The 22,359-nt window shown below is 66.6% G+C and carries 18 protein-coding genes and 2 tRNA genes; 11 read left to right on the top strand and 9 right to left on the bottom strand.

Going from position 1 to position 22,359, the window contains the following annotated elements:
• Window positions 1-57 precede the first annotated feature (57 nt).
• Window positions 58-1,509: an NAD-dependent succinate-semialdehyde dehydrogenase gene (locus R4823_RS16075; RefSeq protein WP_087840605.1), complete on the top strand. Its 1,452-nt coding sequence runs from the start codon at window positions 58-60 to the stop codon at window positions 1,507-1,509.
• A gap of 32 nt (window positions 1,510-1,541) precedes the next feature.
• Here the strand turns inward: R4823_RS16075 and R4823_RS16070 are convergent, their stop codons facing one another.
• The 7 genes from R4823_RS16070 to R4823_RS16040 form a co-directional block, all read right to left on the bottom strand.
• A complete protein-coding gene (locus tag R4823_RS16070; protein WP_132980468.1) occupies window positions 1,542-3,452 on the bottom strand; it encodes an ATP-binding cassette domain-containing protein in 1,911 nt (636 codons plus the stop codon).
• A 235-nt stretch (window positions 3,453-3,687) separates the two neighbouring features.
• The gene (gene prmB, locus R4823_RS16065; protein ID WP_132980469.1) at window positions 3,688-4,581 is read right to left on the bottom strand and encodes a 50S ribosomal protein L3 N(5)-glutamine methyltransferase; all 894 of its coding nucleotides are present in this window, start codon (window positions 4,579-4,581) and stop codon (window positions 3,688-3,690) included.
• 81 nt (window positions 4,582-4,662) lie between these two features.
• Window positions 4,663-5,435 (bottom strand): IS5 family transposase gene (locus R4823_RS16060; protein WP_132980470.1). Its coding sequence is split into 2 segments (ribosomal slippage): window positions 4,663-5,111 and window positions 5,111-5,435, totalling 774 coding nucleotides; the frame shifts between segments, so codons are not numbered across the junction.
• Between the two features lie 65 nt (window positions 5,436-5,500).
• Window positions 5,501-6,631 (bottom strand): succinyl-diaminopimelate desuccinylase, encoded by a 1,131-nt coding sequence (gene dapE, locus R4823_RS16055; RefSeq protein ID WP_087840608.1) that lies wholly within the window; start codon window positions 6,629-6,631, stop codon window positions 5,501-5,503.
• A gap of 25 nt (window positions 6,632-6,656) precedes the next feature.
• Window positions 6,657-7,487: a 2,3,4,5-tetrahydropyridine-2,6-dicarboxylate N-succinyltransferase gene (gene dapD / locus R4823_RS16050; protein WP_087840609.1), complete on the bottom strand. Its 831-nt coding sequence runs from the start codon at window positions 7,485-7,487 to the stop codon at window positions 6,657-6,659.
• A 138-nt stretch (window positions 7,488-7,625) separates the two neighbouring features.
• A complete protein-coding gene (dapC, locus tag R4823_RS16045) occupies window positions 7,626-8,834 on the bottom strand; it encodes a succinyldiaminopimelate transaminase (RefSeq protein ID WP_087840610.1) in 1,209 nt (402 codons plus the stop codon).
• Between the two features lie 92 nt (window positions 8,835-8,926).
• Window positions 8,927-9,634, bottom strand: a complete 708-nt coding sequence (locus R4823_RS16040; RefSeq protein WP_087840611.1) for a hypothetical protein — start codon at window positions 9,632-9,634, stop codon at window positions 8,927-8,929.
• A gap of 216 nt (window positions 9,635-9,850) precedes the next feature.
• On the opposite strand from R4823_RS16040, the gene R4823_RS16035 reads away from it, so the two are divergent.
• The 6 genes from R4823_RS16035 (at window position 9,851) to R4823_RS16010 (ending at window position 16,810) form a co-directional block, all read left to right on the top strand.
• Window positions 9,851-9,937: transfer RNA gene (locus R4823_RS16035), tRNA-Leu, on the top strand.
• A gap of 193 nt (window positions 9,938-10,130) precedes the next feature.
• On the top strand, window positions 10,131-11,441 hold the full coding sequence (gene tig, locus R4823_RS16030) for a trigger factor (RefSeq protein ID WP_087840612.1): 1,311 nt from the start codon (window positions 10,131-10,133) through the stop codon (window positions 11,439-11,441).
• Complete coding sequence (clpP, locus tag R4823_RS16025) at window positions 11,441-12,097, top strand: ATP-dependent Clp endopeptidase proteolytic subunit ClpP (RefSeq protein WP_087840613.1); 657 nt, start codon at window positions 11,441-11,443, stop codon at window positions 12,095-12,097. Before tig ends, clpP begins: the two co-directional genes overlap by 1 nt.
• A 2-nt stretch (window positions 12,098-12,099) precedes the next feature.
• Entirely contained in the window at window positions 12,100-13,362 is a 1,263-nt protein-coding gene (clpX, locus tag R4823_RS16020) for an ATP-dependent Clp protease ATP-binding subunit ClpX (RefSeq protein WP_087840614.1), read from the top strand.
• Between the two features lie 488 nt (window positions 13,363-13,850).
• Window positions 13,851-16,283 carry an endopeptidase La gene (gene lon / locus R4823_RS16015; protein ID WP_087840615.1) on the top strand — a complete coding sequence of 811 codons (2,433 nt, stop codon included), beginning with the start codon at window positions 13,851-13,853 and terminating at the stop codon, window positions 16,281-16,283.
• A 188-nt stretch (window positions 16,284-16,471) separates the two neighbouring features.
• Window positions 16,472-16,810 (top strand): HU family DNA-binding protein, encoded by a 339-nt coding sequence (locus R4823_RS16010; RefSeq protein ID WP_165404624.1) that lies wholly within the window; start codon window positions 16,472-16,474, stop codon window positions 16,808-16,810.
• A gap of 57 nt (window positions 16,811-16,867) precedes the next feature.
• Here R4823_RS16010 and R4823_RS16005 read toward each other — a convergent pair whose 3' ends face one another.
• Complete coding sequence (locus tag R4823_RS16005; RefSeq protein WP_087840617.1) at window positions 16,868-17,380, bottom strand: flavin reductase; 513 nt, start codon at window positions 17,378-17,380, stop codon at window positions 16,868-16,870.
• Window positions 17,381-17,400: 20 nt separating this feature from the next.
• The gene (locus R4823_RS16000; protein ID WP_087840618.1) at window positions 17,401-17,979 is read right to left on the bottom strand and encodes a cyclase family protein; all 579 of its coding nucleotides are present in this window, start codon (window positions 17,977-17,979) and stop codon (window positions 17,401-17,403) included.
• Between the two features lie 89 nt (window positions 17,980-18,068).
• Between R4823_RS16000 and R4823_RS15995 the strand changes: the two genes are divergently transcribed.
• From R4823_RS15995 to R4823_RS15980, 4 genes are all read left to right on the top strand, one after another.
• Entirely contained in the window at window positions 18,069-18,818 is a 750-nt protein-coding gene (locus R4823_RS15995) for a helix-turn-helix transcriptional regulator (protein ID WP_087840619.1), read from the top strand.
• A gap of 57 nt (window positions 18,819-18,875) precedes the next feature.
• Window positions 18,876-18,951, top strand: a tRNA-Val gene (locus R4823_RS15990).
• 204 nt (window positions 18,952-19,155) lie between these two features.
• Entirely contained in the window at window positions 19,156-20,295 is a 1,140-nt protein-coding gene (gene nadA / locus R4823_RS15985) for a quinolinate synthase NadA (RefSeq protein ID WP_132978726.1), read from the top strand.
• A gap of 144 nt (window positions 20,296-20,439) precedes the next feature.
• Window positions 20,440-22,356, top strand: a complete 1,917-nt coding sequence (locus R4823_RS15980) for a SurA N-terminal domain-containing protein (protein WP_087840621.1) — start codon at window positions 20,440-20,442, stop codon at window positions 22,354-22,356.
• The last annotated feature ends 3 nt before the right edge of the window (window positions 22,357-22,359 follow it).

Below are 22,359 nucleotides of genomic sequence, written 5' to 3'. Positions count from 1 at the left end.
GCGTCCATCGGCGCAGGACGGCGGTATTGCCGCGACACGCAAAAGGAACCCATCGAGATGGCACAGGCTACGACGTATACGGATACCCAGCTCTTCATCGACGGCAAGTGGAGGGATGCCGCCGATGGCAAGACCCTTGCCGTGGTCAACCCCGCGACCGGCAGGGAAATCGGCCGCGTGGCCCACGCCAGCCGGGCCGACCTGGAGCAGGCCGTCGAGGCGGCGCAGCGCGGCTTCGCCACCTGGAACGGCATGACCGCCGCCAAGCGCAGCGAGATCATGCGCAAGGCCGCCGGGCTGATGCGCGAGCGCGCGGGCGAGATCGCGCCGCTGATGACCCAGGAGAACGGCAAGCCGCTGGCCGAAGCCAAGGGCGAGACGCTAGCTGCCGCCGACATCATCGAGTGGTTCGCCGAGGAGGGCTTCCGGGTGTACGGCCGCATCGTGCCCTCGCGCGGCAGCCTGGCGCAGCGCCAGATGGTGCTCAAGGACCCGGTCGGGCCGGTGGCGGCGTTCACGCCGTGGAACTTCCCGATCAACCAGGTGGTGCGCAAGCTGGCGCCGGCACTGGCCGCGGGCTGCTCGGTGGTGGTCAAGGCGCCCGAGGAAACCCCCGCCGCGCCGGCCGCCTTGATCCGCGCCTTCCAGGATGCCGGCCTGCCGCCTGGCGTCCTGGGGCTGGTGTATGGCGACCCGGCCGAGATCTCGGGTTTCCTGATCCCGCATCCGGCCATCCGCAAGATCACGTTCACGGGTTCGACCGCGGTCGGCAAGCAGCTCGCCGGGCTGGCGGGCCAGCACATGAAGCGCGTGACCATGGAGCTGGGCGGCCATGCGCCGGTCATCGTCTGCGAGGACGCGGACGTCGCCCTGGCGGTGAAGTCCGCGGGCGGCGCCAAGTTCCGCAATGCCGGCCAGGTCTGCATCTCGCCGACGCGTTTCCTGGTCCATGAAAGCGTGCGCGCCGAATTTGCCGCCGAGCTGGCGAAGTGGGCGAAGGGCCTGCGCGTCGCCGACGGCCTGGCCGAGGGCACGCAGATGGGTCCCTTGGCCAATCCCCGCCGCCTGGTCGCCATGTCCGGCTTCCTGGACGACGCGGTCCAGAGGGGCGCCCAGGTGCTGGCCGGCGGCAAGCGCATCGGCGAAGTCGGCAATTTCTGGGAGCCGACCGTCCTGGCCGACGTGCCGCTCGATGCCCGCATCTTCAACGACGAACCCTTCGGCCCTGTTGCCGCCATCCGCTCCTTCAACACGCTGGACGAGGCGATTGCCGAAGCCAACCGGCTGTCGTACGGCCTGGCCGGCTACGCTTTCACGAGCTCGCTGAAGAACGCCGACCTGATTGCCCGCAAGGTCGAGGTCGGCATGCTGTTCGTCAACATGCCGGCCGTTCCGACGGCCGAGATGCCGTTCGGCGGGATCAAGGATTCGGGCTTCGGCTCCGAAGGCGGTCCGGAAGCGGTCGAGGCGTACCTGAACACGCGCGCCGTCAGCGTGATGAACGTCTAGGGCCGTTCCGTTCAGGCGTCCGCGCGGACGCCTCAGGCCTGGATGGCGTCGAGTTCTTCCTGCACGCCCAGCCAGGCCTCCTCGATCTCGCCCAGCCGCTTCTGCAGGTCGCCGTGTTCGGCCAGCACGCGGCGACATTCGTCCCGGCGGGCATCCTCGTACAAGCCGGGATCGGCGATGAGCTGGTCCAGTTCGCGCTTGCGCGCCTCCAGCTTCTGCATGTCCTCTTCCAGCTTCCTGAGCCGGGTCTCCAACGGCTTGCGCAGGGTGGACAGGCGCTGCCGGCTCTCGGCTTCCAGCCGCCGCTGAGTCTTGCGGTCGACGCCGCCTTCGGCGGAGGCAGCGGTGGCGGACGAGGCGGACGCGTTGCCGCCCTGGCGGTTGGCCAGCCAGTCGCGGTAGTCTTCCAGGTCGCCGTCGAATTCGTGCACGCCGCCGTCGGCGACGATCCAGAAGCTGTCGACGGTGGTCCGCAACAGATGCCGGTCGTGCGAGACCAGCAGCATGGTGCCTTCGAACTCGGCCAGCGCCTCGGTCAGTGCCTCGCGCGTGTCGACGTCCAGGTGGTTGCTGGGTTCGTCCAGCAGCAACAGGTTGGGTTTTTTCCAGACCACCAGCGCCAGCGCCAGGCGGGCCTTCTCGCCGCCCGACATGGGGCCCACCTTGGCCAGCGCGAAGTCGCCCGAGAAGCCGAAGCCGCCCAGGTAGTTGCGCAGGTCCTGTTCGCGCGCCTCGGGGGCGAGGCGGGCCAGGTGCAGCAGCGGCGTCGCCTCGGCATCCAGCATGTCGAGCTGGTGCTGGGCGAAGTAGCCGACGGCCAGCCCGCGGGCTTCCTTGCGCTCGCCGCCCAGCGGCTCGATTTCGCCCGCCAGGGTCTTGACCAGCGTACTCTTGCCCGCGCCGTTGGCGCCCAGGATGCCCACCCGCGCGCCGGCGCGCACCGACAGCTTGACGCCGTCCAGGATGGGCGCGTCCGGATAGCCGGCGCGCACGCCGTCCAGCGACAGCAGCGGATCGGGCATGTGGTCGGGCGAGGGGATGCTGATGTCGATGCCCGCCGCCGCGCGCATGGGCGCCAATACCTGCATCCGCGCCAGCGCCTTGACCCGGCTCTGGGCCTGCTTGGCCTTGCTGGCCTTGGCCTTGAAGCGGTCGATGAAGCTTTGCAGGTGGGCAGCTTCGCGCTGTTGCTTGTCGTAGGCGATCTGGTTCTGCCGCAGGCGCTCGGCGCGCTGCGTCAGGAAGTCCTCGTAGCCGCCCTTATAGCGCACCAGCTTGCCCTGGTCGAAATGCAGGATGGTCCGGGCCACCGCGTCCAGGAACTCGGTGTCGTGCGAGATCACCAGTACGGTGCCGGGGTAGGCCGCCAGCCAGCGCTCCAGCCACAGCATGGCGTCCAGGTCCAGGTGGTTGGTGGGTTCGTCCAGCAGCAGCAGATCGGACGGCGCCATCAGCGCGCGCGCCAGGTTCAGGCGCATGCGCCAGCCGCCCGAGAAGCTCGCCACCGGCTGGCGGAATTCCTCTTGCGAGAAACCCAGGCCGACCAGCAGTTGCTCGGCGCGCGACTGCGCCGAGAACGCGCCGGCGTCGGCCAGTTCCGCTTCCAACTCGGCCAGGCGCAGGCCCTCGCGGTCGACGTCGACCGCGGCGCGCTCGGCCTGCAGGCGGCGCAGGCGCGTGTCGCCGTCGATGACGAAGTCCAGCGCCTCGCGGCCGGTGTCGTGGATTTCCTGCGCGATCGACGCGATGCGCCAACCGGCCGGGATGTCGAGGTTGCCCGCGTCAGGTTCCAGTTGGCCGTTCAACAGCGCGAACAGCGTGGACTTGCCCGCGCCGTTGGGGCCAACGATGCCGACGCGCTCGCCGGGATGGACCACGAAGTCGGCGCCGTCCAGCAGCACCTTGGTGCCGCGCCGAAGCGTAATGCCTGATGCTCGTATCACCGCGGGAACCGCCTTGTTTGCACGCTCTCCAGTGCAGCTCGGCAAAATCGCCGTTCTTCAGCCGTCGGGTTGTACCCCAGGAAACCGCGGATCTGGCTCCGCCAGTCCGCCGGTTTCGCCCCGGGGACCCGGCGCCGGGCCGCCCCAAGGCGGGTCCCAGCCCCCTTGGGGGGCTGCCGCGTAGCGGCTGGGGGTCTACCATCGGGGGCGCGCGTCAGCGCGTAGGGAGGGGCCTTCATACTAATTGGTCCTGCCTGAGCAGCAACACTTTGTCGTCGCCGCCGGAGGTGCTCAGCCATACGGGGTCGAGATGGGGAAAGGCCTGCTCGAAATAAGCTTTCTCGTGGCCCAGCTCCAGCACCAGGATCCCGTCGGGCTGCAGGAATTCAGCCGCCTGGGCCAGCAGCGGACGGATCAGATCCATCCCGTCCGCGCCCCCGGCCAGCGCCAGACTGGGCTCGTGCCGGTACTCCGCCGGCAGCGCATTCATGGAATCGGTGTTGACGTAGGGCGGGTTGCACAGGATCAGGTCGTACTGCGCGGGCGGCAGCGCCTCGAACAGATTCGACTGATGCAGCGCGATGCGATCCTGCAGGCCGTAGTCGTCGACGTTGATGCGGGCCACGTCCAGCGCGTCCTTCGAGATGTCCACCGCGTCCACCTGCGCGTGCGGGAACGTCTCCGCCGCCGCGATCGCCAGGCAGCCGGAACCGGTGCACATGTCCAGCGCCCATTCCACGGCGTAGGGGTCGTCGATCCAGGGCGCGAGGCCGTCGTCCAGCAGCTCGGCGATGTAGGAGCGCGGCACGATGACCCGCTCGTCGACGTAGAAACGGCGGCCGCGCAGCCACGCTTCGTTGGTCAGGTAGGGAGCGGGCAGGCGCTCGTCGATGCGGCGGTCGATGATGGCCAGCACGGCCTCGCGCTCGCCATCGAGCACGGCGGCATCGACGAAGGGCTCGAGCCGGTCGATGGGCAGATGCAGCGTGTGCAGGACCAGGTAGACGGCTTCGTCGTAGACGTCGAGCGTGCCGTGGCCCAGCGCGATGCCGGCGGCATTGAAGCGGCTCACGGCATAGCGGATCAGGTCGCGGACGGTGCGCAGGGAATGGAAATCGGCAGTGGGCATATCGGTATCCTGATTCAGGGCGCGGGGGATCCGGCCTTGCCGGTCCGCCGGCGCCGCCCGCGGGGGCGCGCGCGTAAGCGCCTAGGGCCTGTTAACACAACGCAGCCCATCTGCAATCAGGGCGAAATTGATGAACCCGGTAAACATGACGTCGAGTTTGTCGAAGCGGGAGAAGATTCTGCGGAAGCCTTTGAGTCGCCGAAACAGGCGCTCGACCTCGTTGCGCCGCTTATACATCTCCCGGTCGTACTGCCATGGCTGAACACGCGTCTTCAATGGCGGCACGACTGGGATGTATCCCAAATCCAAGGCCAGTTGCCGAGTCTCGTTGCCTTCGTAGGCTTTGTCCATCAGCAAGTGCAGTGGCCGATTCGGTCTGCCCAGGCGGCGCAACAGTGCCCGCCCCTGCGGGCCATCGCCGGCTTGGCCCGGCGACAGCGCGAAGATCACTGCCGTTCGAGCATCCGCGGCAACCAGATGAATCTTGGTGGTCCAGCCTCCTCGAGACTTGCCAATGCTTTGGCGGCCTTTTTTTTGAGGGCCCCCGTACCGTCCGGATGCACTTTGACTATCGTGCTGTCCAGCGACACCGCCTCGATGCGTATCCGGACAATCTGCGACTGCTGCAGTTGCTCGAACACCCGATCCAGAACGCCGCTCTTGGACCACCGGTTCATTCTCGTATAGATCGTGTGCCAGTTGCCAAAACGCTCCGGCAACCCTCTCCATTTGCAGCCGTGCTCGGCCACGTACAGGATCGCGTTCAGCACGTTCAGATTGCTCATGCTCACATTGCCCCGCTGGCGAGGAAGGCAATGCTCTATCTGCTTGAATTGGGCTTCGCTGATTTCCATCACCGAAGTATCTCTTAATTTTCATGATTAACACCATTAGTGTTAACACGACCTAGGAGGAAGCATCACCTCAGCAGCGCTTCCAGCGTCCGGCGGTAGACGTTCTTCAGCGGCTCCAGGCTATCCACGGCGATGTGTTCGTTGACCTTGTGGATGGTGGCGTTGACCGGGCCGAACTCCACGACCTGCGGGCAGATCCGGGCGATGAAGCGGCCGTCGGAGGTGCCGCCGGTGGTGGACAGCTCGGCCTCGATGCCGAGCTCGGCGGCGATGGCGTCGCCCAGCGCGCTGCACAGCGTTCCGCGCGGCGTCAGGAAAGGCAGGCCGCTCAGGGTCCAGTCCACCGTGTATTCGAGCTGGTGGCGATCAAGGACGGCGAGCACGCGGGTTTTCAGGTCGTCGGCGGTGCTGGCGGTGGAAAAGCGGAAATTGAAGTCGATGACCGCTTCGCCCGGCACGACGTTGGTGGCGCCCGTGCCGCTGTGGAAGTTGGAAATCTGGAAGGTGGTGGGCGGGAAGTATTCGTTGCCCCGGTCCCATTCGGTGGCTGCCAGCTCGGCCAGCGCGCCCGCGCACTGGTGGATGGGGTTGCGCGCTTTTTCCGGATAGGCGACGTGGCCCTGGATGCCCTTGACCACGAGCCGCCCGGACAGCGATCCGCGGCGGCCGTTCTTGATGGTGTCGCCCAGTTGCACGGACGACGTGGGTTCGCCCACGATGCAGTAGTCCAGGCGCTCGCCCCGGGCCACGAGCTGCTCGCAGACCTTGACGGTACCGTCGGTGGCCGGCCCTTCCTCGTCGGAGGTGATCAGGAGGCCGATCGAGCCGGGATGGTCGGGGTTGTGCGCGATGAATTCCTCGGCCGCAACCACGAAGGCGGCGATCGAGCTTTTCATGTCGGCCGCGCCGCGGCCGTACAGGTTCCCGTCGACCTGCGTGGGCACGAACGGGTCGGTATGCCATTGCTCGCGCGGGCCGGGCGGCACCACGTCGGTGTGGCCGGCGAAGACCACCAGCGGCCCTTCGGCGCCGCGCCGCGCCCACAGGTTGACCACCCCGCCGCCCGCGATGGTTTCGCAGGCGAAGCCGAGCGCCGCCAGGCGTTGGGCCAGCAAGGCCTGGCAGCCTTCGTCCTCGGGCGTGACCGAGGGACGGCGGATCAGTTCTTCAACCAGGGACAGGACGGAAGTGGTCATGGCGAGTGCGTTGGAAAGTCCGGGGTCAGGCGCGCAGCAGGTCGTTGATGCTGGTCTTGACGCGGGTTTGCGCATCGACGCGCTTGACGATCACGGCGCAGTTCAGGCTGTACTTGCCGTCGGCCGAGGGCAGGCTGCCGGGCACGACCACCGAGCCCGAGGGCACGCGGCCGTAGGTGATCTCACCGGTTTCGCGGTTGTAGATCTTGGTGCTCTGGCCGATGAACACACCCATGGACAGGACCGAGTTTTCCTCGATGATCACGCCTTCGACGACTTCCGAACGGGCGCCGATGAAGCAGTTGTCTTCGATGATGGTGGGGTTGGCCTGCAGCGGTTCGAGCACGCCGCCGATGCCCACGCCGCCCGACAGGTGCACGTTCTTGCCGATCTGCGCGCACGAGCCCACGGTGGCCCAGGTATCGACCATGGTGCCTTCGTCGACGTAGGCGCCGATGTTCACGTAAGAGGGCATCAGCACGGCGTTGCGGGCGATGAACGAGCCGCGGCGGGCGGCGGCGGGCGGCACGACGCGGAAGCCGCCTTGCTTGAAGTCCTCGGCGCTGTAGCCGGCGAACTTGCTGGGTACCTTGTCGTAGAACTGCAGGGCGCTGCCCGGGCCGGTGCCCATCACGACGTTGTCTTCCAGGCGGAAGGACAGCAGCACGGCCTTCTTGATCCACTGGTGGACGGTCCAGTCGCCGTTCTGCTTCTCGGCCACGCGCAGTTCGCCCTTGTCCAGCCCGGCAAGGACGTGCTCGACGGCTTCGCGGACGGCGGCGGGGGCAGAAGAGGGCGACAGCGAGGCGCGGTCTTCCCAGGCTTGTTCGATGACGGTCTTGAGGTCTTGGCTCATGGTCGGATATCCAATAGAAGGACCCCCCTACGCGCTTGCGCGCGTCCCCCGAGGGGGCGGCACTGGCGGACCGGCGGAACCGGATCCGCTGTGCCCTGGGTGGGGTGTGTTTACATGCGGTATGGGTGTTCTAGTCGTTCATGCGATGCGGCTGGTCGGCAGCGAGCGGGCGTAGCGGGCCAGGCGGTGGGCCGCCTCGACGCATTCGTCCAGCGGCGCCACCAGCGCCAGGCGTACGCGGTTGGCCCCGGGGTTGCCGGCGGGGGTCTCGCGCGCGAGGTAGCTGCCCGGCAGGGCCGTGACGTTTTCTTGCGCCAGCAGGCCGCGGGTGAACTCGGCGTCGTCGATGGGCGTGCGCGGCCAGAGGTAGAACGAGGCCTGCGGGCGCTGGATATCCATCGCCTCCTGCAGGATGGGCAGGACAGCGTCGAATTTCTCGCGGTACATGCGCCGGTTCTCGCGCACGTGTTCCTCGTCGTTCCAGGCCGCGATGCTGGCCGCCGAGACCACGTCGCTCATCGCGCTGCCATGGTAGGTGCGGTACAGCAGGAACCTGGCCAGCAGCCTGGCGTCGCCCGCCACGAAGCCGGAGCGCATGCCGGGCACGTTCGAGCGCTTGGACAGGCTGGAGAACACCACGATATTGTGGAAGTCGCCGCGGCCCAGGCGGTGGGCCGCCTCGAGCGCGCCCAGCGGCGGCTCGGCCTCGTCCAGGTAGATCTCGGAATAGCACTCGTCCGAGGCGATGATGAAGCCGTACTTGTCGGCCTGCTCGAACAGGTACTTCCATTCGTCCAGGTCCATGACGTTGCCCGCCGGATTGCCGGGCGAGCAGACGTAGACCAGCCGGGTCTCTCCCCATTCGGCGGGCGAGACCGAGGCCCAGTCGCAGCCGAAGTTGCGCGCCGGGTCGGCGTTGACGAAGGTGGGACGGGCGCCGGCCAGCAGCGCGGCGCCTTCGTAGATCTGGTAGAACGGGTTGGGACACAGCACGCGGGGCTGCCGCGCGCCGTCGATCACCACCTGCGCGAAGGCGAACAAGGCCTCGCGCGAGCCCAGCACGGGCAGCACCTGCGTGTCGGGATCGATCGCGGGCAGCCCGTAGCGCCGTTCCAGCCAGCCGGCGATGGCGGCGCGCAGCGCGGGCGAGCCCTTGGTGGGGGGGTAGCCCGACAGCCCGGACAGGTTCTGCCGGATGGCGTCCTCGATGAAAGCCGGCGTGGCGTGCTTGGGCTCGCCGATGGACAGGCTGACGGGACGCAGGCTGGCGGGCGGCACGACATCGGCATACAGCGCGCGCAGTTTTTCGAAGGGATAGGGCTGCAGCAGCCCGAGGCGTGGATTCATGGCCGCGATTGTAACCTCGGGGCGGGCATTTTGCCGTGGGGCCGCCCCAAGGCAACAAGCGCCCTCCGGGGGGGGCAGCGGTCGCGTAGCGGCTAGCCGGCCTGCCTGGTTCCCGACGCCAGGTCCCCGCAGGGCTGCGTGAAGGAGTAGCCCACGCCCCGGACGGCCTCCAGGGGCAGGGTGATGCCGTGCCGCTGGGCCTTGCGGCGCAGCCGGCTGACCAGGACCGCGACGTTGTGCAACTGGCGGGCGCCGTCCTTGGCCGAGACGGCCTGCCATTGGGCGAAGGTCAGGGTACGGTTGCGCTCGCCGAAAAGATGGCTGATGAACTGCCATTCGGTCAGGGTCAGCGGCAGGCTGCGGCCTTCGGGGCTCGTCAGGCGGCGCGGGGGCGTGGACAGGAGCCACAGCGCCGGCGTGGGCGTCTCGGGCGGCGGTTCGGCCAGGCGCGGCGCGGCCAGGGCGAGATGGCGCCGCATGGCGCGCAGGATGGGCAGCAGCTCGGCGCTCGGATCGGCGCCCAGCACGCGGACTTCCACATGGGGCTTGTCGGCGGCCTGGCCGGGATCGGGCGGGATGTAGACGAGCCGGGTCAGCGAATAGCTGTCGAACGCCGCCGCCCGCGCCGCGTCGGCAAGCACCACCGGGTTCTTGCCCGCTCGCAGCAGCGCATGCACTTCCTGCGAGCTGGTGCAGACGTAGACGCTGAAGCCGGCACGCATCAGCTCGTCCGCGATTTCGTAATCGCGGCCGGTCTCCCCGAGCAGGACGGCGACTTCTGGCGTATGGGTTTCTATCATTGCGGGTAAGAATGCGTTGCGGGATTGCAATGGCAATCTATCCCAACGTTTTGGTGAGGATGATCAATAACGGTAAACGGGCGCCCCGCCGGGGCCGCTACGTGCGCGCCGAGCGAAAACAATGGTTGGCGGGCCGGCGGGGCCGTCGCCCCCGGGCGGGAGGCGGGGGGCGCCGGGCCTTTTCGGAGACTCGGGTTACAATCCGGTTTCTGATGTGCGACCGTGGCGAAATTGGTAGACGCAACAGGTTTAGGTCCTGTCGGGAGAAATCCTGTGGAGGTTCGATTCCTCTCGGTCGCACCACAAGTTTGAACAACCCTGGTGGTGTCCGGCCGCAGCCGGCAAGGCGGCTTCCGGAGCCCCCGCGCGGCGCTGCGGCGCCGCACGGGGGCTGTGGCACAATTCGCGAATGCCCGGATCGATCTCTGGTTGCGGTGCCTCTCGCGGCGCGGGTGTCCGGTTCTGTCGATTACACATACTCAATATAGGTTTTTGCATGCAGCCTGTGGTTGAAACCCTGTCGGGGCTTGAGCGCCGCGTTGATCTTTCCGTGCCGGTGGCCGACATCGAAAAAGAAGTCGAGACGCGCCTCAAGCGCCTGGCCCGCACCGCCAAGATGCCGGGCTTCCGTCCCGGCAAGGTCCCGCTGCCCATGCTGGCCCGTACCTACGGTCCCGAAGTGCGCATGGAAGTGCTGAACGCCAAGATCGGCGACGCCCTGGAAAAGGTCGTGGCCGAGTCCAAGCTGCGCCTGGCGGGTTCGCCGTCCGTCGAGCCCAAGACCGAAGGCGTGGCCGACGACGTGGTGGCCTTCAGCGCCACGTTCGAGGTCTACCCGGAAGTCGCCATTCCCGACCTGACCGCCCTGGAAGTCACCAGCGCCAAGAGCGAAGTGGGTGATGCCGAGGTCGATCGCACGGTGGACATCCTGCGCAAGCAGCGCGTGACGTTCGAAGAGCGCGAAGGCCGGGCCGCGGGCGACGACGACCGCGTGACGCTGGACTTTGCCGGCACCATCGACGGCGTCGCGTTCCAGGGCGGTACCGCCGAGGACTTCCCGTTCGTGCTCGGCCAGGGCCGCATGCTGCCCGAGTTCGAAGCGGCCGCGCGCGGCATGAAGGCCGGCGAGACCAAGGTGTTCCCGCTGACGTTCCCCGCCGACTACGGTTCGGCCGAAGTCGCCGGCAAGACCGCCGAGTTCACCATCACCGTCAAGAAGGTGGAAGAGGGCGTGCTGCCCCAGGTCGATGCCGAGTTCGCCAAGCAACTGGGCCAGGCCGAAGGCGACGTCGAGAAGCTGCGTGCCGACATCCGCGCCAACCTCGAGCGCGAAGTGCGCAGCCGCACCCAGGCCCGCACCAAGTCGAGCGTGATGGATGCGCTGGCCAAGGCCGCGACCTTCGACATTCCCAAGGCCCTGGTCAACGACGACACCGAGCGCCGCATCGAAGCGGCCCGCGAGGACCTGCGCCAGCGCGGCGTGCCCAACGCCGACAAGCTGCCGATCCCGGCCGAGGCCTTCGCCTCGGAATCCGAGCGCCGCGTGCGCCTGGGCCTGCTGGTTTCGGAGCTGGTCAAGGCCGAGAACCTCAAGGCCAAGCCCGACCAGATCCGCGCCCGCATCGAGGACTTCGCCCAGAGCTACGAGAAGCCCGAGGAAGTCGTGCGCTACTATCTGACGGACAAGGCTCGCCTGGCCGAAATCGAGGCCATCGTGCTCGAGGACAACGTCGTCCAGCACGTGCTGTCCAAGGCCAAGGTCAAGGACGAGCAAGTCTCCTTCGATGAATTGATGGGAACTGCCTAATGCAACGCTTCGTAGATTTCTACGCATCCATGTACGGGGCCGAGTCTCTCGGCCCCAAGGCCCTCGGCTACGTGCCGATGGTGATCGAACAGTCCGGCCGGGGCGAGCGTGCGTACGACATCTACTCGCGTCTGCTGAAAGAGCGGATCATCTTCCTGGTGGGCCCGGTGGCCGATGCCACCGCCAACCTGATCGTGGCCCAGCTCCTGTTCCTGGAGTCGGAAAATCCCGAGAAGGACATCTCGCTGTACATCAACTCGCCCGGCGGGTCGGTGTACGCGGGCATGGCCATCTATGACACCATGCAGTTCGTCAAGCCCGACGTGGCCACGCTCTGCACCGGCCTGGCCGCCAGCATGGGCGCTTTCCTGCTGGCCGCCGGCGCCAAGGGCAAGCGGATCTCGCTGCCCAATTCCCGCATCATGATCCACCAGCCCTCGGGCGGCGCCCAGGGCCAGGCGACGGATATCGAAATCCACGCGCGCGAGATCCTGTACCTGCGCGAGCGCCTGAACCGGATCCTGGCCGAGAACACCGGCCAGCCGATCGAACGCATCGCGGTGGACACCGAGCGCGACAATTTCATGTCGGCGGCCGATGCGCTATCGTATGGCTTGATCGACAAAGTCTTCAGCAGTCGTACCGAACAGGGTTGAGCATGTCGGAAAAGAAAGGGTCGAACGAGAAGCTGCTCTATTGCTCGTTTTGCGGCAAGAGCCAGCATGAGGTTCGCAAGCTGATCGCCGGACCGTCGGTGTTCATTTGCGATGAGTGCATCGACCTGTGCAACGACATCATCCGTGACGAAGTGGCCGCCGACGTCAAGACCGGCGCCAAGTCCGAACTGCCCACGCCGGCCGAGATCAAGGAGATCCTCGACCAATACGTGATCGGCCAGACCCGGGCCAAGCGGATCCTGTCGGTGGCGGTGTACAACCACTACAAGCGCATCCGTCATGCCGGCGGCAAGACGGACGACGTCGAGTTGTCCAAGAGCAACATCCTGCTGATCGGCCCCACCGGTTCGGGCAAGACGCTGCTGGCCCAGACGCTGGCCCGCCTGCTGAACGTGCCGTTCGTGATCGCCGACGCCACCACGTTGACCGAGGCCGGCTACGTGGGCGAGGACGTCGAGAACATCATCCAGAAGCTGCTGCAGAACTGCAACTACGATGTGGAAAAGGCCCAGCGCGGCATCGTCTACATCGACGAGATCGACAAGATCTCGCGCAAGGCCGACAATCCGTCCATCACCCGCGACGTGTCGGGCGAAGGTGTGCAGCAGGCCCTGCTCAAGCTGATCGAGGGTACCGTCGCCTCCGTTCCCCCGCAGGGCGGCCGCAAGCACCCGAACCAGGATTTCGTGCAGATCGACACGACCAACATCCTGTTCATCTGCGGCGGCGCGTTCGACGGGCTGGAGAAAGTCATCCGCGGCCGCACCGAAAAGTCCGGCATCGGCTTCGGCGCCTCGGTCAAGGCGGAGTCGGAGCGCTCGGTCAGCGCGCTGTTCGGCGAAGTCGAGCCCGAGGACCTGATCAAGTTCGGCCTCATCCCCGAACTGGTCGGCCGCCTGCCCGTGGTGGCGACGCTGGACGAGCTGAACGAGGAGGCCCTGATCCAGATCCTGGTCGAGCCCAAGAACGCCCTGGTCAAGCAGTTCCAGAAGCTGCTGGCCATGGAAGGCGCCGAACTGGACGTGCGGCCCCAGGCTCTCCTGGCCATCGCCCAGAAGGCGCTCAAGCGCAAGACCGGCGCCCGCGGCCTGCGCTCCATCATCGAAGCCGCGCTGCTCGACACCATGTACGAACTGCCCACCCAGGGCAACGTCGTCAAGGTCGTCCTGGACGAAAACGCCATCACCGGCGAAGGCATCCCCCTCCTGATCTACGGCGACAAGCCCAAGGTCGCCAATAAGTAGGGCCCCCCCTACGCGCTGACGCGCGCCCCCCAGGGGGCGGCACTGGCGGACCGGCAAAGCCGGATCCGCTGTGCCCTGGGTCTGGGGAACGATCAGGAAAAGAAAACGGCCTTGTTTGCGCGCAAGGCCGTTGTTCTTTTCCAATCCAGCCAGGCGTTTGGCAGTATCGCCAGTCTCCGCCAGCCCGTTGTTACCCCAGGATGCGGTGGATCCGGCTTTGCCGGTCCACCCGCATCGCCCCCTGGGGGGCGCCCGAAGGGCGTAGGGGGGGACCCCACCTATGCTACATTGGGCCATGGCGTGTAAATCAATGGCCTGTGGGCGAATGATGACTCTGCGCCTCTCTTCGGGTTCATACGCTTTTCCCGGGCGTGCTGTGCGGGAAAAGGGCATGCGCCCGGCAGTTCCAGCAGACCACGTTGCCCGCCGACGCTTGAAATCCACGCTTACGCCCTCATCCTGATTGCATTCAAATTCGAGGACGAATCATGTCTGCGAGCCAGATACTCCCTCCCGAACCGATCGAGTTGCCGCTGCTTCCGCTGCGCGACGTGGTCGTATTTCCGCACATGGTCATCCCGCTGTTCGTGGGCCGGCCCAAGTCCATCAAGGCGCTGGAAGCCGCGATGGAAGCCGGCAAGAGCATCATGCTGGTGGCCCAGAAGTCGGCCGCCAAGGATGAGCCCTCGGCCGACGACATCTACGAGATCGGCTGCCTGGCCAGCATCCTGCAGATGCTCAAGCTGCCCGACGGCACCGTCAAGGTGCTGGTCGAGGGAGCCCAGCGCGCCCGTATCACGCGCATCGACGACCTGGGCGCGCATTTCGCCTGCGAACTGGTGCCCATCGATCCCGACCGGGGCCAGGGCTCGGAAACCGAGGCCCTGCGGCGCGCGATCGTGTCGCAGTTCGACCAGTACGTCAAACTGAACAAGAAGATCCCGCCGGAGATCCTGACTTCGCTGTCGGGCATCGACGAGCCTGGCCGGCTGGCCGACACCATCGCGGCGCACCTGCCGCTCAAGCTGGAACAGAAGCAGAAGATGCTCGAGGTGTTCTCCACCTCCGAGCGCCTGGAAGCGCTGCTGGCCCAGCTCGAGACCGAGATCGACATTCTCCAGGTCGAGAAGCGCATTCGCGGTCGCGTCAAGAAGCAGATGGAGAAAAGCCAGCGCGAGTACTACCTGAACGAGCAGGTCAAGGCCATCCAGAAGGAACTGGGCGAAGGCGAGGACGGTGCCGACTTCGAGGAACTCGAGAAGAAGATCATCGCCGCCCACATGCCCAAGGAGGCCAAGAAGAAGGCCGATGCCGAGCTCAAGAAGCTCAAGCTGATGTCGCCCATGTCGGCCGAGGCTACCGTGGTGCGCAACTACATCGACACGCTGGTCGGCCTGCCGTGGAAGAAGAAGAGCAAGGTCAACAATTCCCTGCCGCACGCGGAAGAGGTGCTCAACGACGACCACTACGGGCTCGAGAAGGTCAAGGAACGCATTCTTGAATACCTTGCGGTGCAACAGCGCGTGGACAAGGTCAAGGCGCCGATCCTGTGCCTGGTCGGCCCTCCGGGGGTCGGCAAGACCTCGCTCGGCCAGTCGATCGCCAAGGCGACCAACCGCAAGTTCGTGCGGATGGCGCTGGGCGGCGTGCGCGACGAGTCCGAGATCCGCGGCCACCGCCGTACCTATATCGGTTCGATGCCGGGCAAGATCCTGCAGAACCTCTCCAAGGTCGGCGCGCGCAATCCGCTTTTCCTGCTCGACGAAGTCGACAAGATGGGCATGGATTTCCGTGGCGATCCGGCGTCGGCGCTGCTCGAGGTGCTGGATCCGGAACAGAACCACACCTTCCAGGACCACTATGTCGAGGTCGATTTCGACCTGTCCGACGTGATGTTCGTGGCGACCAGCAACACGCTGAACATTCCGCCGGCGTTGCTGGACCGGATGGAGGTCATCCGCCTGTCGGGTTACACCGAAGACGAGAAGGTGCACATCGCCATGCAGCATCTGCTGCCCAAGCAGATGAAGAACAACGGGCTGAAGGCCGAAGAGCTCAAGGTCGAGGAATCGGCCCTGCGCGACATCGTGCGCTACTACACCCGGGAAGCGGGCGTGCGCGCGCTGGAGCGAGAGGTCAGCAAGATCTGCCGCAAGGTGGTCAAGGGCCTGCTGCTCAAGGGCGACAAGCGGCAAGTGGTCGTCACGGCGGACAACCTGAACGACTATCTGGGCGTGCGCCGTTACACCTTCGGCGTGGCCGAGAAGGAGAACCAGATCGGCCAGGTGACCGGTCTGGCATGGACCGAGGTGGGCGGCGACCTGCTGACGATCGAAGTGGCGGTCATGCCGGGCAAGGGCGCCATCCAGCGCACCGGTTCGCTGGGCGACGTCATGAAGGAGTCGGTCGAGGCCGCGCGCTCGGTGGTGCGTTCGCGCGCCCGCCGTCTGGGCATCGATCACGCCGTGTTCGAGAAGAAGGACATGCACGTGCACGTGCCCGAGGGCGCCACGCCCAAGGACGGTCCGTCCGCGGGCGCGGCGATCACCACGGCCATCGTTTCCTCGTTGACGGGCATTCCGGTGCGCGCCGACGTGGCGATGACCGGCGAGATCACGTTGCGCGGCGAAGTCCTGCCCATCGGCGGCCTGAAAGAGAAGCTGCTGGCGGCGCACCGCGGCGGTATCAAGACCGTGCTGATTCCGGAGGAGAACGCCAAGGACCTGGCGGAGATTCCGGATACGGTCAAGAACCACCTCGAGATCGTGCCGGTCCGCTGGATCGACCGGGTGCTCGAACTCGCGCTGGAGCGGCTGCCCGAGCCATTGCCCGAGGAAGAGGCCGCGAAGGCCGAGGGCAAGGTCGAGGCCCATGTGGCCGCCGAAGGCGGAGCGGCCACGGATCCCGTCATGAAGCACTGATCCCGAGGTCCGGGGCATGGAAGAGGGCACGCAAGTGCCCTCTTTTTTTCGTCACATGCGGAAACATGAGGTTTTACGCGGTTTTCCAGCGGGTTTCCCTTGACACGACTTTCTGCCCGAGGATTAAATAGCCGTCTGCGTTTCGTACCCGTAAGAGCAGTCCCGGCGGGGTACGTCGCTCTTCGGGGGTGCCCCTTGCGGACTCGCATCGGGACCAAAAATTTTTTCCACAGATAGACCTTGTGAGGGGCCTAATGAACAAGACCGAGCTTATCGACCACATCGCCAAGCAAGCCGACATTTCCAAGGCGGCTGCCGGCCGTTCGCTGGATGCGCTGGTGGGAGCGGTGAAAACGACGCTCAAGAAGGGCGGCACGGTGACGCTGGTCGGTTTCGGCACTTTCGCGGTGAGCGCTCGCGCGGCCCGCACCGGCCGTAACCCGCGCACCGGCGAAGCCATCAAGATCAAGAAGGCCAAGGTGCCGAAGTTCCGTCCGGGCAAGGCGCTGAAAGACGCCGTCAACTAAGGCGCACGCACTTCGTGACGAGAAACCCTGGTTTGGCGCCAGGGTTTTTTTTCGTCCCTAGGTTGCCGGTCCCAACGCGTGATACGTCCGCGAAAAATAGAACAGGCCGGCCGGCGCCTCTCCCGTGCGTAAGCCCTGGACCTCGCATAACATGACGGTGTGCGTGCCCTGCCGCGTCGTGTCGACGATGCGGCAGTCGAACGCGGCCATCGCGTCCTCCAGGACCGGCGAGCCCGTTTCCAGGCGGCTCCACGCGCCTTGCGCGAACCGGCCGTCCATGTCCCCGCCGCCGCTGAACCGGCGCGACAGGGGTTTGTGGCCGGCGGCCAACGTGTTGACGCACAGTACGCCGTTGGCCAGCGTCGCGTCGTGGGCCGACGAGCGCCGGTTCAGGCACACCAGCAGCATGGGCGGGTCGTCGGTCACGCTGCAGACGGCCGAGGCCGTCAGGCCCACGCGGCCCGCGGGGCCCGCGCTGGTGACGATGTGCACCGAGGCGCCCAGGCGGGCCATGGCGGCGCGATAGGCGCTGCCGTCGGGGTGGGGGGGAGCAACAGGATGCGAGGTCATGGCGGGCTTCTCCTGCGGTCTCAGTCCAGGTGGGCAACGACACGGCACGACAGTCCCGTCGAGCCCTGGAAGCCGGTCCATCCCGTGCAGACCAGGAACGTCCGGTCGCCGGCCTGGGCATGCAATCTGTCCACATTGGCCAGATTCTCGATGACGTAGCCGCCGCGGCTGCCCACGATGCGGTCCGCGGTGTTGTGCTCGGGGCCGGGCCGCATACCGGGAAAGTCCAGGCCGATGAAGCCGGTATCGCGCTCGGCCAGGTGCCGGACCAGGTCCCACGAGAATTTCGGCTGGTTCTGGTAGTACGGGCGGGAGCCGTAGACGTGGCGGGCGAGATGACCGGTATGGAAGATGAGGAAGTCGCCGGCCTGGAACTCGCGGCCGGCCAGGACCGTGAGGCCGATTTCGTCGCCGGCGTCCCGCGCGTCGATCAAGAGGCCTCGCCGCATGCAGTAGTGGGCGGGCGGGAAGGCCTGGCCGCCGTAGACGTCGAGATGGGTGCCGATGTGGCCGCGCGACATGTAGCTGTCGGGATCGGCGCTGGCTTTGGCGATAATGGGGTCCTGGATGTCGATGGAAAGCGTGAGGTCGATGTACATGAGGGGCTCCGGTTGATGACGCCTGCATCATCGACCGGCGCTGTTTCTCGCGCCGTCGCATCTCGGCCAGATTTCATTGAGGATCGGACATGTCCGGCATCGTCGCCCCGCAACGGTTTCCGTTGCGCATCGTGGTCAGGGAAGGGCGCGCGGCGCACGCCGCCATGCACAGCCATGAAGTGGGGCAACTGCTTTATCCCGAGCAGGGCTCGACGCTGCTGGAGACCCGGCAGCGGGTGATACGGCTCGCGCCCGACAGGGCGGCGTGGATACCGCGCGGCGTGCCGCACGCCGTGCTGATGGACCGCAGTTTTCGATATCACAGTGTCTACGTCGAGCCGGATTTCTACGACGCGGGACGCTGCGTGGTCGTCTGCGTGCGGCCGCTGCTGCGGGAACTGATCCTGGACGCGGCAAGCTGGAGTCCGGATGGCGGCGGGGGCGAACAGCGCCTGCGCAGGGCGCGCGTGCTGGCCGACGAACTGGCGTCGGCGCCCTGGACCGAGCCGGGCATACAGATCCCGGGCGATGCGCGCATCGCGCCCATCTGCCGCGCGCTGGAACAGGATCCGGCCGACAATCGTTCGCTGGGGGCGTGGGCGCGCGTGGCGGGAGCCAGCGAGAAGACCATCCAGCGCGCGTTCGTGGCCCATACCGGCATGTCCTTCCAGCAATGGCGCAACTATGCACGGATGACCCGGGCGGCCGAACTGCATGCGCAGGGTTGGCGGCAACTGGATATCGCGCTGGCGGTGGGCTATGCCACCGAGGGCGCGTATGCGCAGGCATTCAAAAAGTTCTACGGTTATCCGCCCAGCCGGCTGCCGCGGGGCGGCTGATGCAGGTGCCCGGGCAATCCGCTACAATACGCGCCGAGTCACGAGTCGTATCGCAGAGGGTGCTTAGCTCAGTTGGTAGAGCGGCGCCCTTACAAGGCGTAGGTCACAGGTTCGACCCCTGTAGCACCCACCACTCTGTCGAAGCGCATACGTGTCGGGATCAAGGGCTTGGAGTCATCCAGGCCCTTTTTCTTTTGGTGCTTGCTTTACGGCATGTCGCCATGCGTTTTCGGGTTTTCGCTATTGACATTCGTTATGCTCATATTTAGCATAAGTCCGGTCGATATTTTTTTACCCAAAAAATGCTCAGTATGAGCATAAATGGACGGATGACAGGATGAGCCAGACGCTGCTTCGCACTTTCGATTTCGATTCGCCCACGGCCGCCGGCGGCTCGTGCTCGGTAGGGCAGGCCTGGGCCAAGGTGCCCGAGGACTTGCCGGGGCAGCGGCGGGACGAACTGAAGGCGCGCATCCGGGCACTGCTCCAGCGCGAGAACGCGGTGCTGGTCGCGCATTACTACGTGGATGCCGAATTGCAGGAACTGGCCGACGAGACGGGCGGCTGCGTCGCGGATTCCCTGGAGATGGCGCGCTTCGGCCGCGACCACGCGGCCAGCACGCTGGTGGTGGCGGGGGTGCGGTTCATGGGGGAAACGGCCAAGATCCTCAGCCCCGAGAAGCGCGTGCTGATGCCGGACCTGGACGCCACCTGCTCGTTGGACCTGGGCTGTCCCCTGGACGAGTTCTCGGCCTTCTGCGATGCCCATCCCGACCGCACCGTGGTGGTCTACGCCAATACCAGCGCGGCCGTGAAGGCCCGGGCGGACTGGGCCGTGACCTCGGCCATCGCGCTGGACATCGTCGCGGACCTGCACGCCCGCGGGGAAAAGATCCTGTGGGCGCCCGACCGCCACCTGGGCGCCTACGTCCGGTCGCAGACCGGCGCCGATATGCTGATGTGGCAGGGCTCGTGCCTGGTGCACGACGAGTTCAAGGGCATCGAGCTCGAACTGCTGCGGGCGGAACATCCGCAGGCCAAGGTGCTGGTGCATCCGGAATCGCCGCCCGCCGTCGTGGACCAGGCCGACGTGGTGGGCTCGACCGCGCAGATGATCAAGGCCGCGCGCGAACTCGACGCCACGCATTTCATCGTGGCCACCGACCAGGGCCTGCTGCACAAGATGCGGCTTGCCGCTCCCGGCAAGATTTTCATCGCGGCGCCGACGGCGGGGGGAAGCGCGACCTGCAAGAGCTGCGCGCATTGTCCGTGGATGGCCATGAACGGACTGGAGAACCTGGCCGGATGCCTGGAGCGGGGCACGGGCGAAATCCTGCTGGATCCGGCGCTGGGGCGGCAGGCGCGCCGGCCGATCGACCGCATGCTGGACTTCGCCGCCCGCCGCGACCGCCGGGTCCAGGCCAGCGGCGACCTGGCGCGCGACGCAGCACTGTTTTCCGCGGTCGGTCCGGCGTAGTCCGCGCCGGTCGCGCAAGGCGTCCAGCCCCAGGCGCCATGCTAGAATCGGCTCCACACTAATGGGTGCCCATTGGCCTTGAGCCCGTGGGCATTTTGCTTGTATGGCCGTCGTGCCGCTGGCATCCGACCGGAGTATTCGCGCATGTTTGACCTCATCCGTAACCACCGCCGCTGGATGCAGTTCGTCCTGCTGCTGCTGATCCTGCCGTCGTTCGTCTTCGTCGGCATACAGGGCTACTCCAGCTTCATGGAAGGCGACAAGTCGCTGGCCAAGGTGGCGGGCGAAGCCGTTACGCAGCAGGAGTTCGACGCGGCGTCGCGCAACCGGCTCGACCAGCTGCGCGGCATGATGGGCGCGCAGTTCGATTCGCAGGCCTTCGATACGCCGGCCATGCGCCAGGCGGTGCTGGACGAGATCATCAACACCCGCCTGATCTCGGCCGAGGCTACCAAGAACCATTTCTCGGCGTCCGACGACCAGCTCCGCGCCACCATCCAGGCGATTCCGGCCGTGCAGGAAGACGGCAAATTCAGCAACGCCCGCTACCGCGACGCACTGGCCGCGCAAGGCATGACCCCGGTCATGTTCGAGGCCCAGTTGCGGCGCGACCTGGCCTTGCAGCAGGTGCTGGGGCCGGTGGCGCAGTCGACCATGATGCCGGACGCGGTCATGGACCGCCTGGTGGCCGCCGCCACCGAGCGTCGCAGCATCCAGACCCTGCGCGTGGCCGCCGCCGACTACCGCGCCAAGGTCAGCGTCAGCGACGACGAGGTCAAGGCCTACTACGAGGCCAACCGCGCCCGCTTCGAGGTCCCGGAACGGGTCGACGCGCAGTACGTGGTGCTGGACCAGGGGGCGTCGACGTCCGGCATCGCGGTATCCGAGGACGACATCAAGAGCTACTACGAGCAGAACAAGGGCCGCTATGGCCAGGAAGAACAGCGCCGGGCCAGCCACATCCTGATCACGGTCGACAGCGGCGCCAGCGAGTCCGCGCGCGAGGAAGCGCGCAAGAAGGCGCAGTCCCTGGCCGACCAGGCCAAGGCGCCCAAGGCCGATTTCGCCAGGCTGGCGCGCGAGAACTCGCAGGATCCCGGTTCGGCGGCCAAGGGCGGGGACCTGGACTGGTTCGGCCGCGGCATGATGGTCAAGCCTTTCGAGGATGCCGCCTTCGCGCTGAAGGACGGCGAAGTGTCGGGCGTCGTGGCGACCGACTACGGCTTCCATGTCATCAAGCTCATCGGCATCCGTCCGGCCGTGGTCAAGCCGTTGGCCGAGGTTCGCGCCCAGATCGTCGAGGAAATCAAGCAGCAGCAGGCTGCCCGCCGTTTCGCCGAGGCCGCCGAGCAGTTCACGAACCTGGTGTACGAGCAGAGCGATACGCTCGAACCCGCGGCGCAGAAATTCGGCCTGAAGATCCAGGAGGCCCAGGGCGTCACGCGCAGCGGTCTGCAGGGCAACGACGTCCTGGGCAATCCCAAGGTGGCGCAGGCCCTGTTCTCGGACGAGGTGCTGCGCGAGAAGCGCAACTCGGGGGTGATCGAGCTTGGCCCGAATCGCCTGGCCGCGGTGCGCGTGGTCAAGCACGTGCCGGCTTCGGTGCAGCCCCTGGCCGACGTGTCCAGCGGCATCCGCGCCCAGCTGACCCAGGACAAGGCGCTCGATCTGGCCCGCGCGGCGGGCGAGGAACGCCTGAAGGCCCTGCAGGCCAAGGATTCCAGCCAGGGCTTCGGCGCCGTCGTCACGGTGGCGCGCAATGCGCCCCAGGGCGTCGCCCCCGCGCTGCTGAACGCGGTCATGAAGGCGCCGGCCGGCAAGCTGCCGGCGTTTGTGGGCACGATCGCCGGCGACGACTATGTCATTGCCCGGATCTCCAAGGTCGAGGCCGCGCCCAAGCCCGACGCCGCCGCGATCGCCGGCGAGAAGTCGATGATGGAACGCCGCTGGGCCCAGGCCGAGCAGTTGGCCGTGCTGCAGACGCTGCGCGAGAAGTACAAGGTCACGATCTCGCCCGAAGGCACGGCCCTGACCACCGCCGCGCCGGCCGCCGAGCGCTGATCG

The organism is Pigmentiphaga sp. CHJ604 (genome assembly GCF_036972535.1).
Classification (GTDB): Bacteria; Pseudomonadota; Gammaproteobacteria; order Burkholderiales; family Burkholderiaceae_B; genus Pigmentiphaga; species Pigmentiphaga daeguensis.
This window is presented reverse-complemented; position numbering and strand designations above follow the sequence as displayed.

Excerpts from the sequence above, each read along its gene's own strand:
- R4823_RS15980 (WP_087840621.1), top strand. The coding sequence starts at position 20,440 with ATGTTTGACCTCATCCGTAACCACCGCCGCTGGATGCAGTTCGTCCTG.
- R4823_RS16040 (WP_087840611.1), bottom strand. The coding sequence starts at position 9,634 with ATGATAGAAACCCATACGCCAGAAGTCGCCGTCCTGCTCGGGGAGACC.
- R4823_RS16000 (WP_087840618.1), bottom strand. The coding sequence starts at position 17,979 with ATGTACATCGACCTCACGCTTTCCATCGACATCCAGGACCCCATTATC.
- dapC (WP_087840610.1), bottom strand. The coding sequence starts at position 8,834 with ATGAATCCACGCCTCGGGCTGCTGCAGCCCTATCCCTTCGAAAAACTG.
- prmB (WP_132980469.1), bottom strand. The coding sequence starts at position 4,581 with ATGCCCACTGCCGATTTCCATTCCCTGCGCACCGTCCGCGACCTGATC.
- R4823_RS16075 (WP_087840605.1), top strand. The coding sequence starts at position 58 with ATGGCACAGGCTACGACGTATACGGATACCCAGCTCTTCATCGACGGC.
- nadA (WP_132978726.1), top strand. The coding sequence starts at position 19,156 with ATGAGCCAGACGCTGCTTCGCACTTTCGATTTCGATTCGCCCACGGCC.
- clpP (WP_087840613.1), top strand. The coding sequence starts at position 11,441 with ATGCAACGCTTCGTAGATTTCTACGCATCCATGTACGGGGCCGAGTCT.
- tig (WP_087840612.1), top strand. The coding sequence starts at position 10,131 with ATGCAGCCTGTGGTTGAAACCCTGTCGGGGCTTGAGCGCCGCGTTGAT.
- dapD (WP_087840609.1), bottom strand. The coding sequence starts at position 7,487 with ATGAGCCAAGACCTCAAGACCGTCATCGAACAAGCCTGGGAAGACCGC.
- lon (WP_087840615.1), top strand. The coding sequence starts at position 13,851 with ATGTCTGCGAGCCAGATACTCCCTCCCGAACCGATCGAGTTGCCGCTG.
- dapE (WP_087840608.1), bottom strand. The coding sequence starts at position 6,631 with ATGACCACTTCCGTCCTGTCCCTGGTTGAAGAACTGATCCGCCGTCCC.
- R4823_RS16005 (WP_087840617.1), bottom strand. The coding sequence starts at position 17,380 with ATGACCTCGCATCCTGTTGCTCCCCCCCACCCCGACGGCAGCGCCTAT.
- clpX (WP_087840614.1), top strand. The coding sequence starts at position 12,100 with ATGTCGGAAAAGAAAGGGTCGAACGAGAAGCTGCTCTATTGCTCGTTT.
- R4823_RS15995 (WP_087840619.1), top strand. The coding sequence starts at position 18,069 with ATGTCCGGCATCGTCGCCCCGCAACGGTTTCCGTTGCGCATCGTGGTC.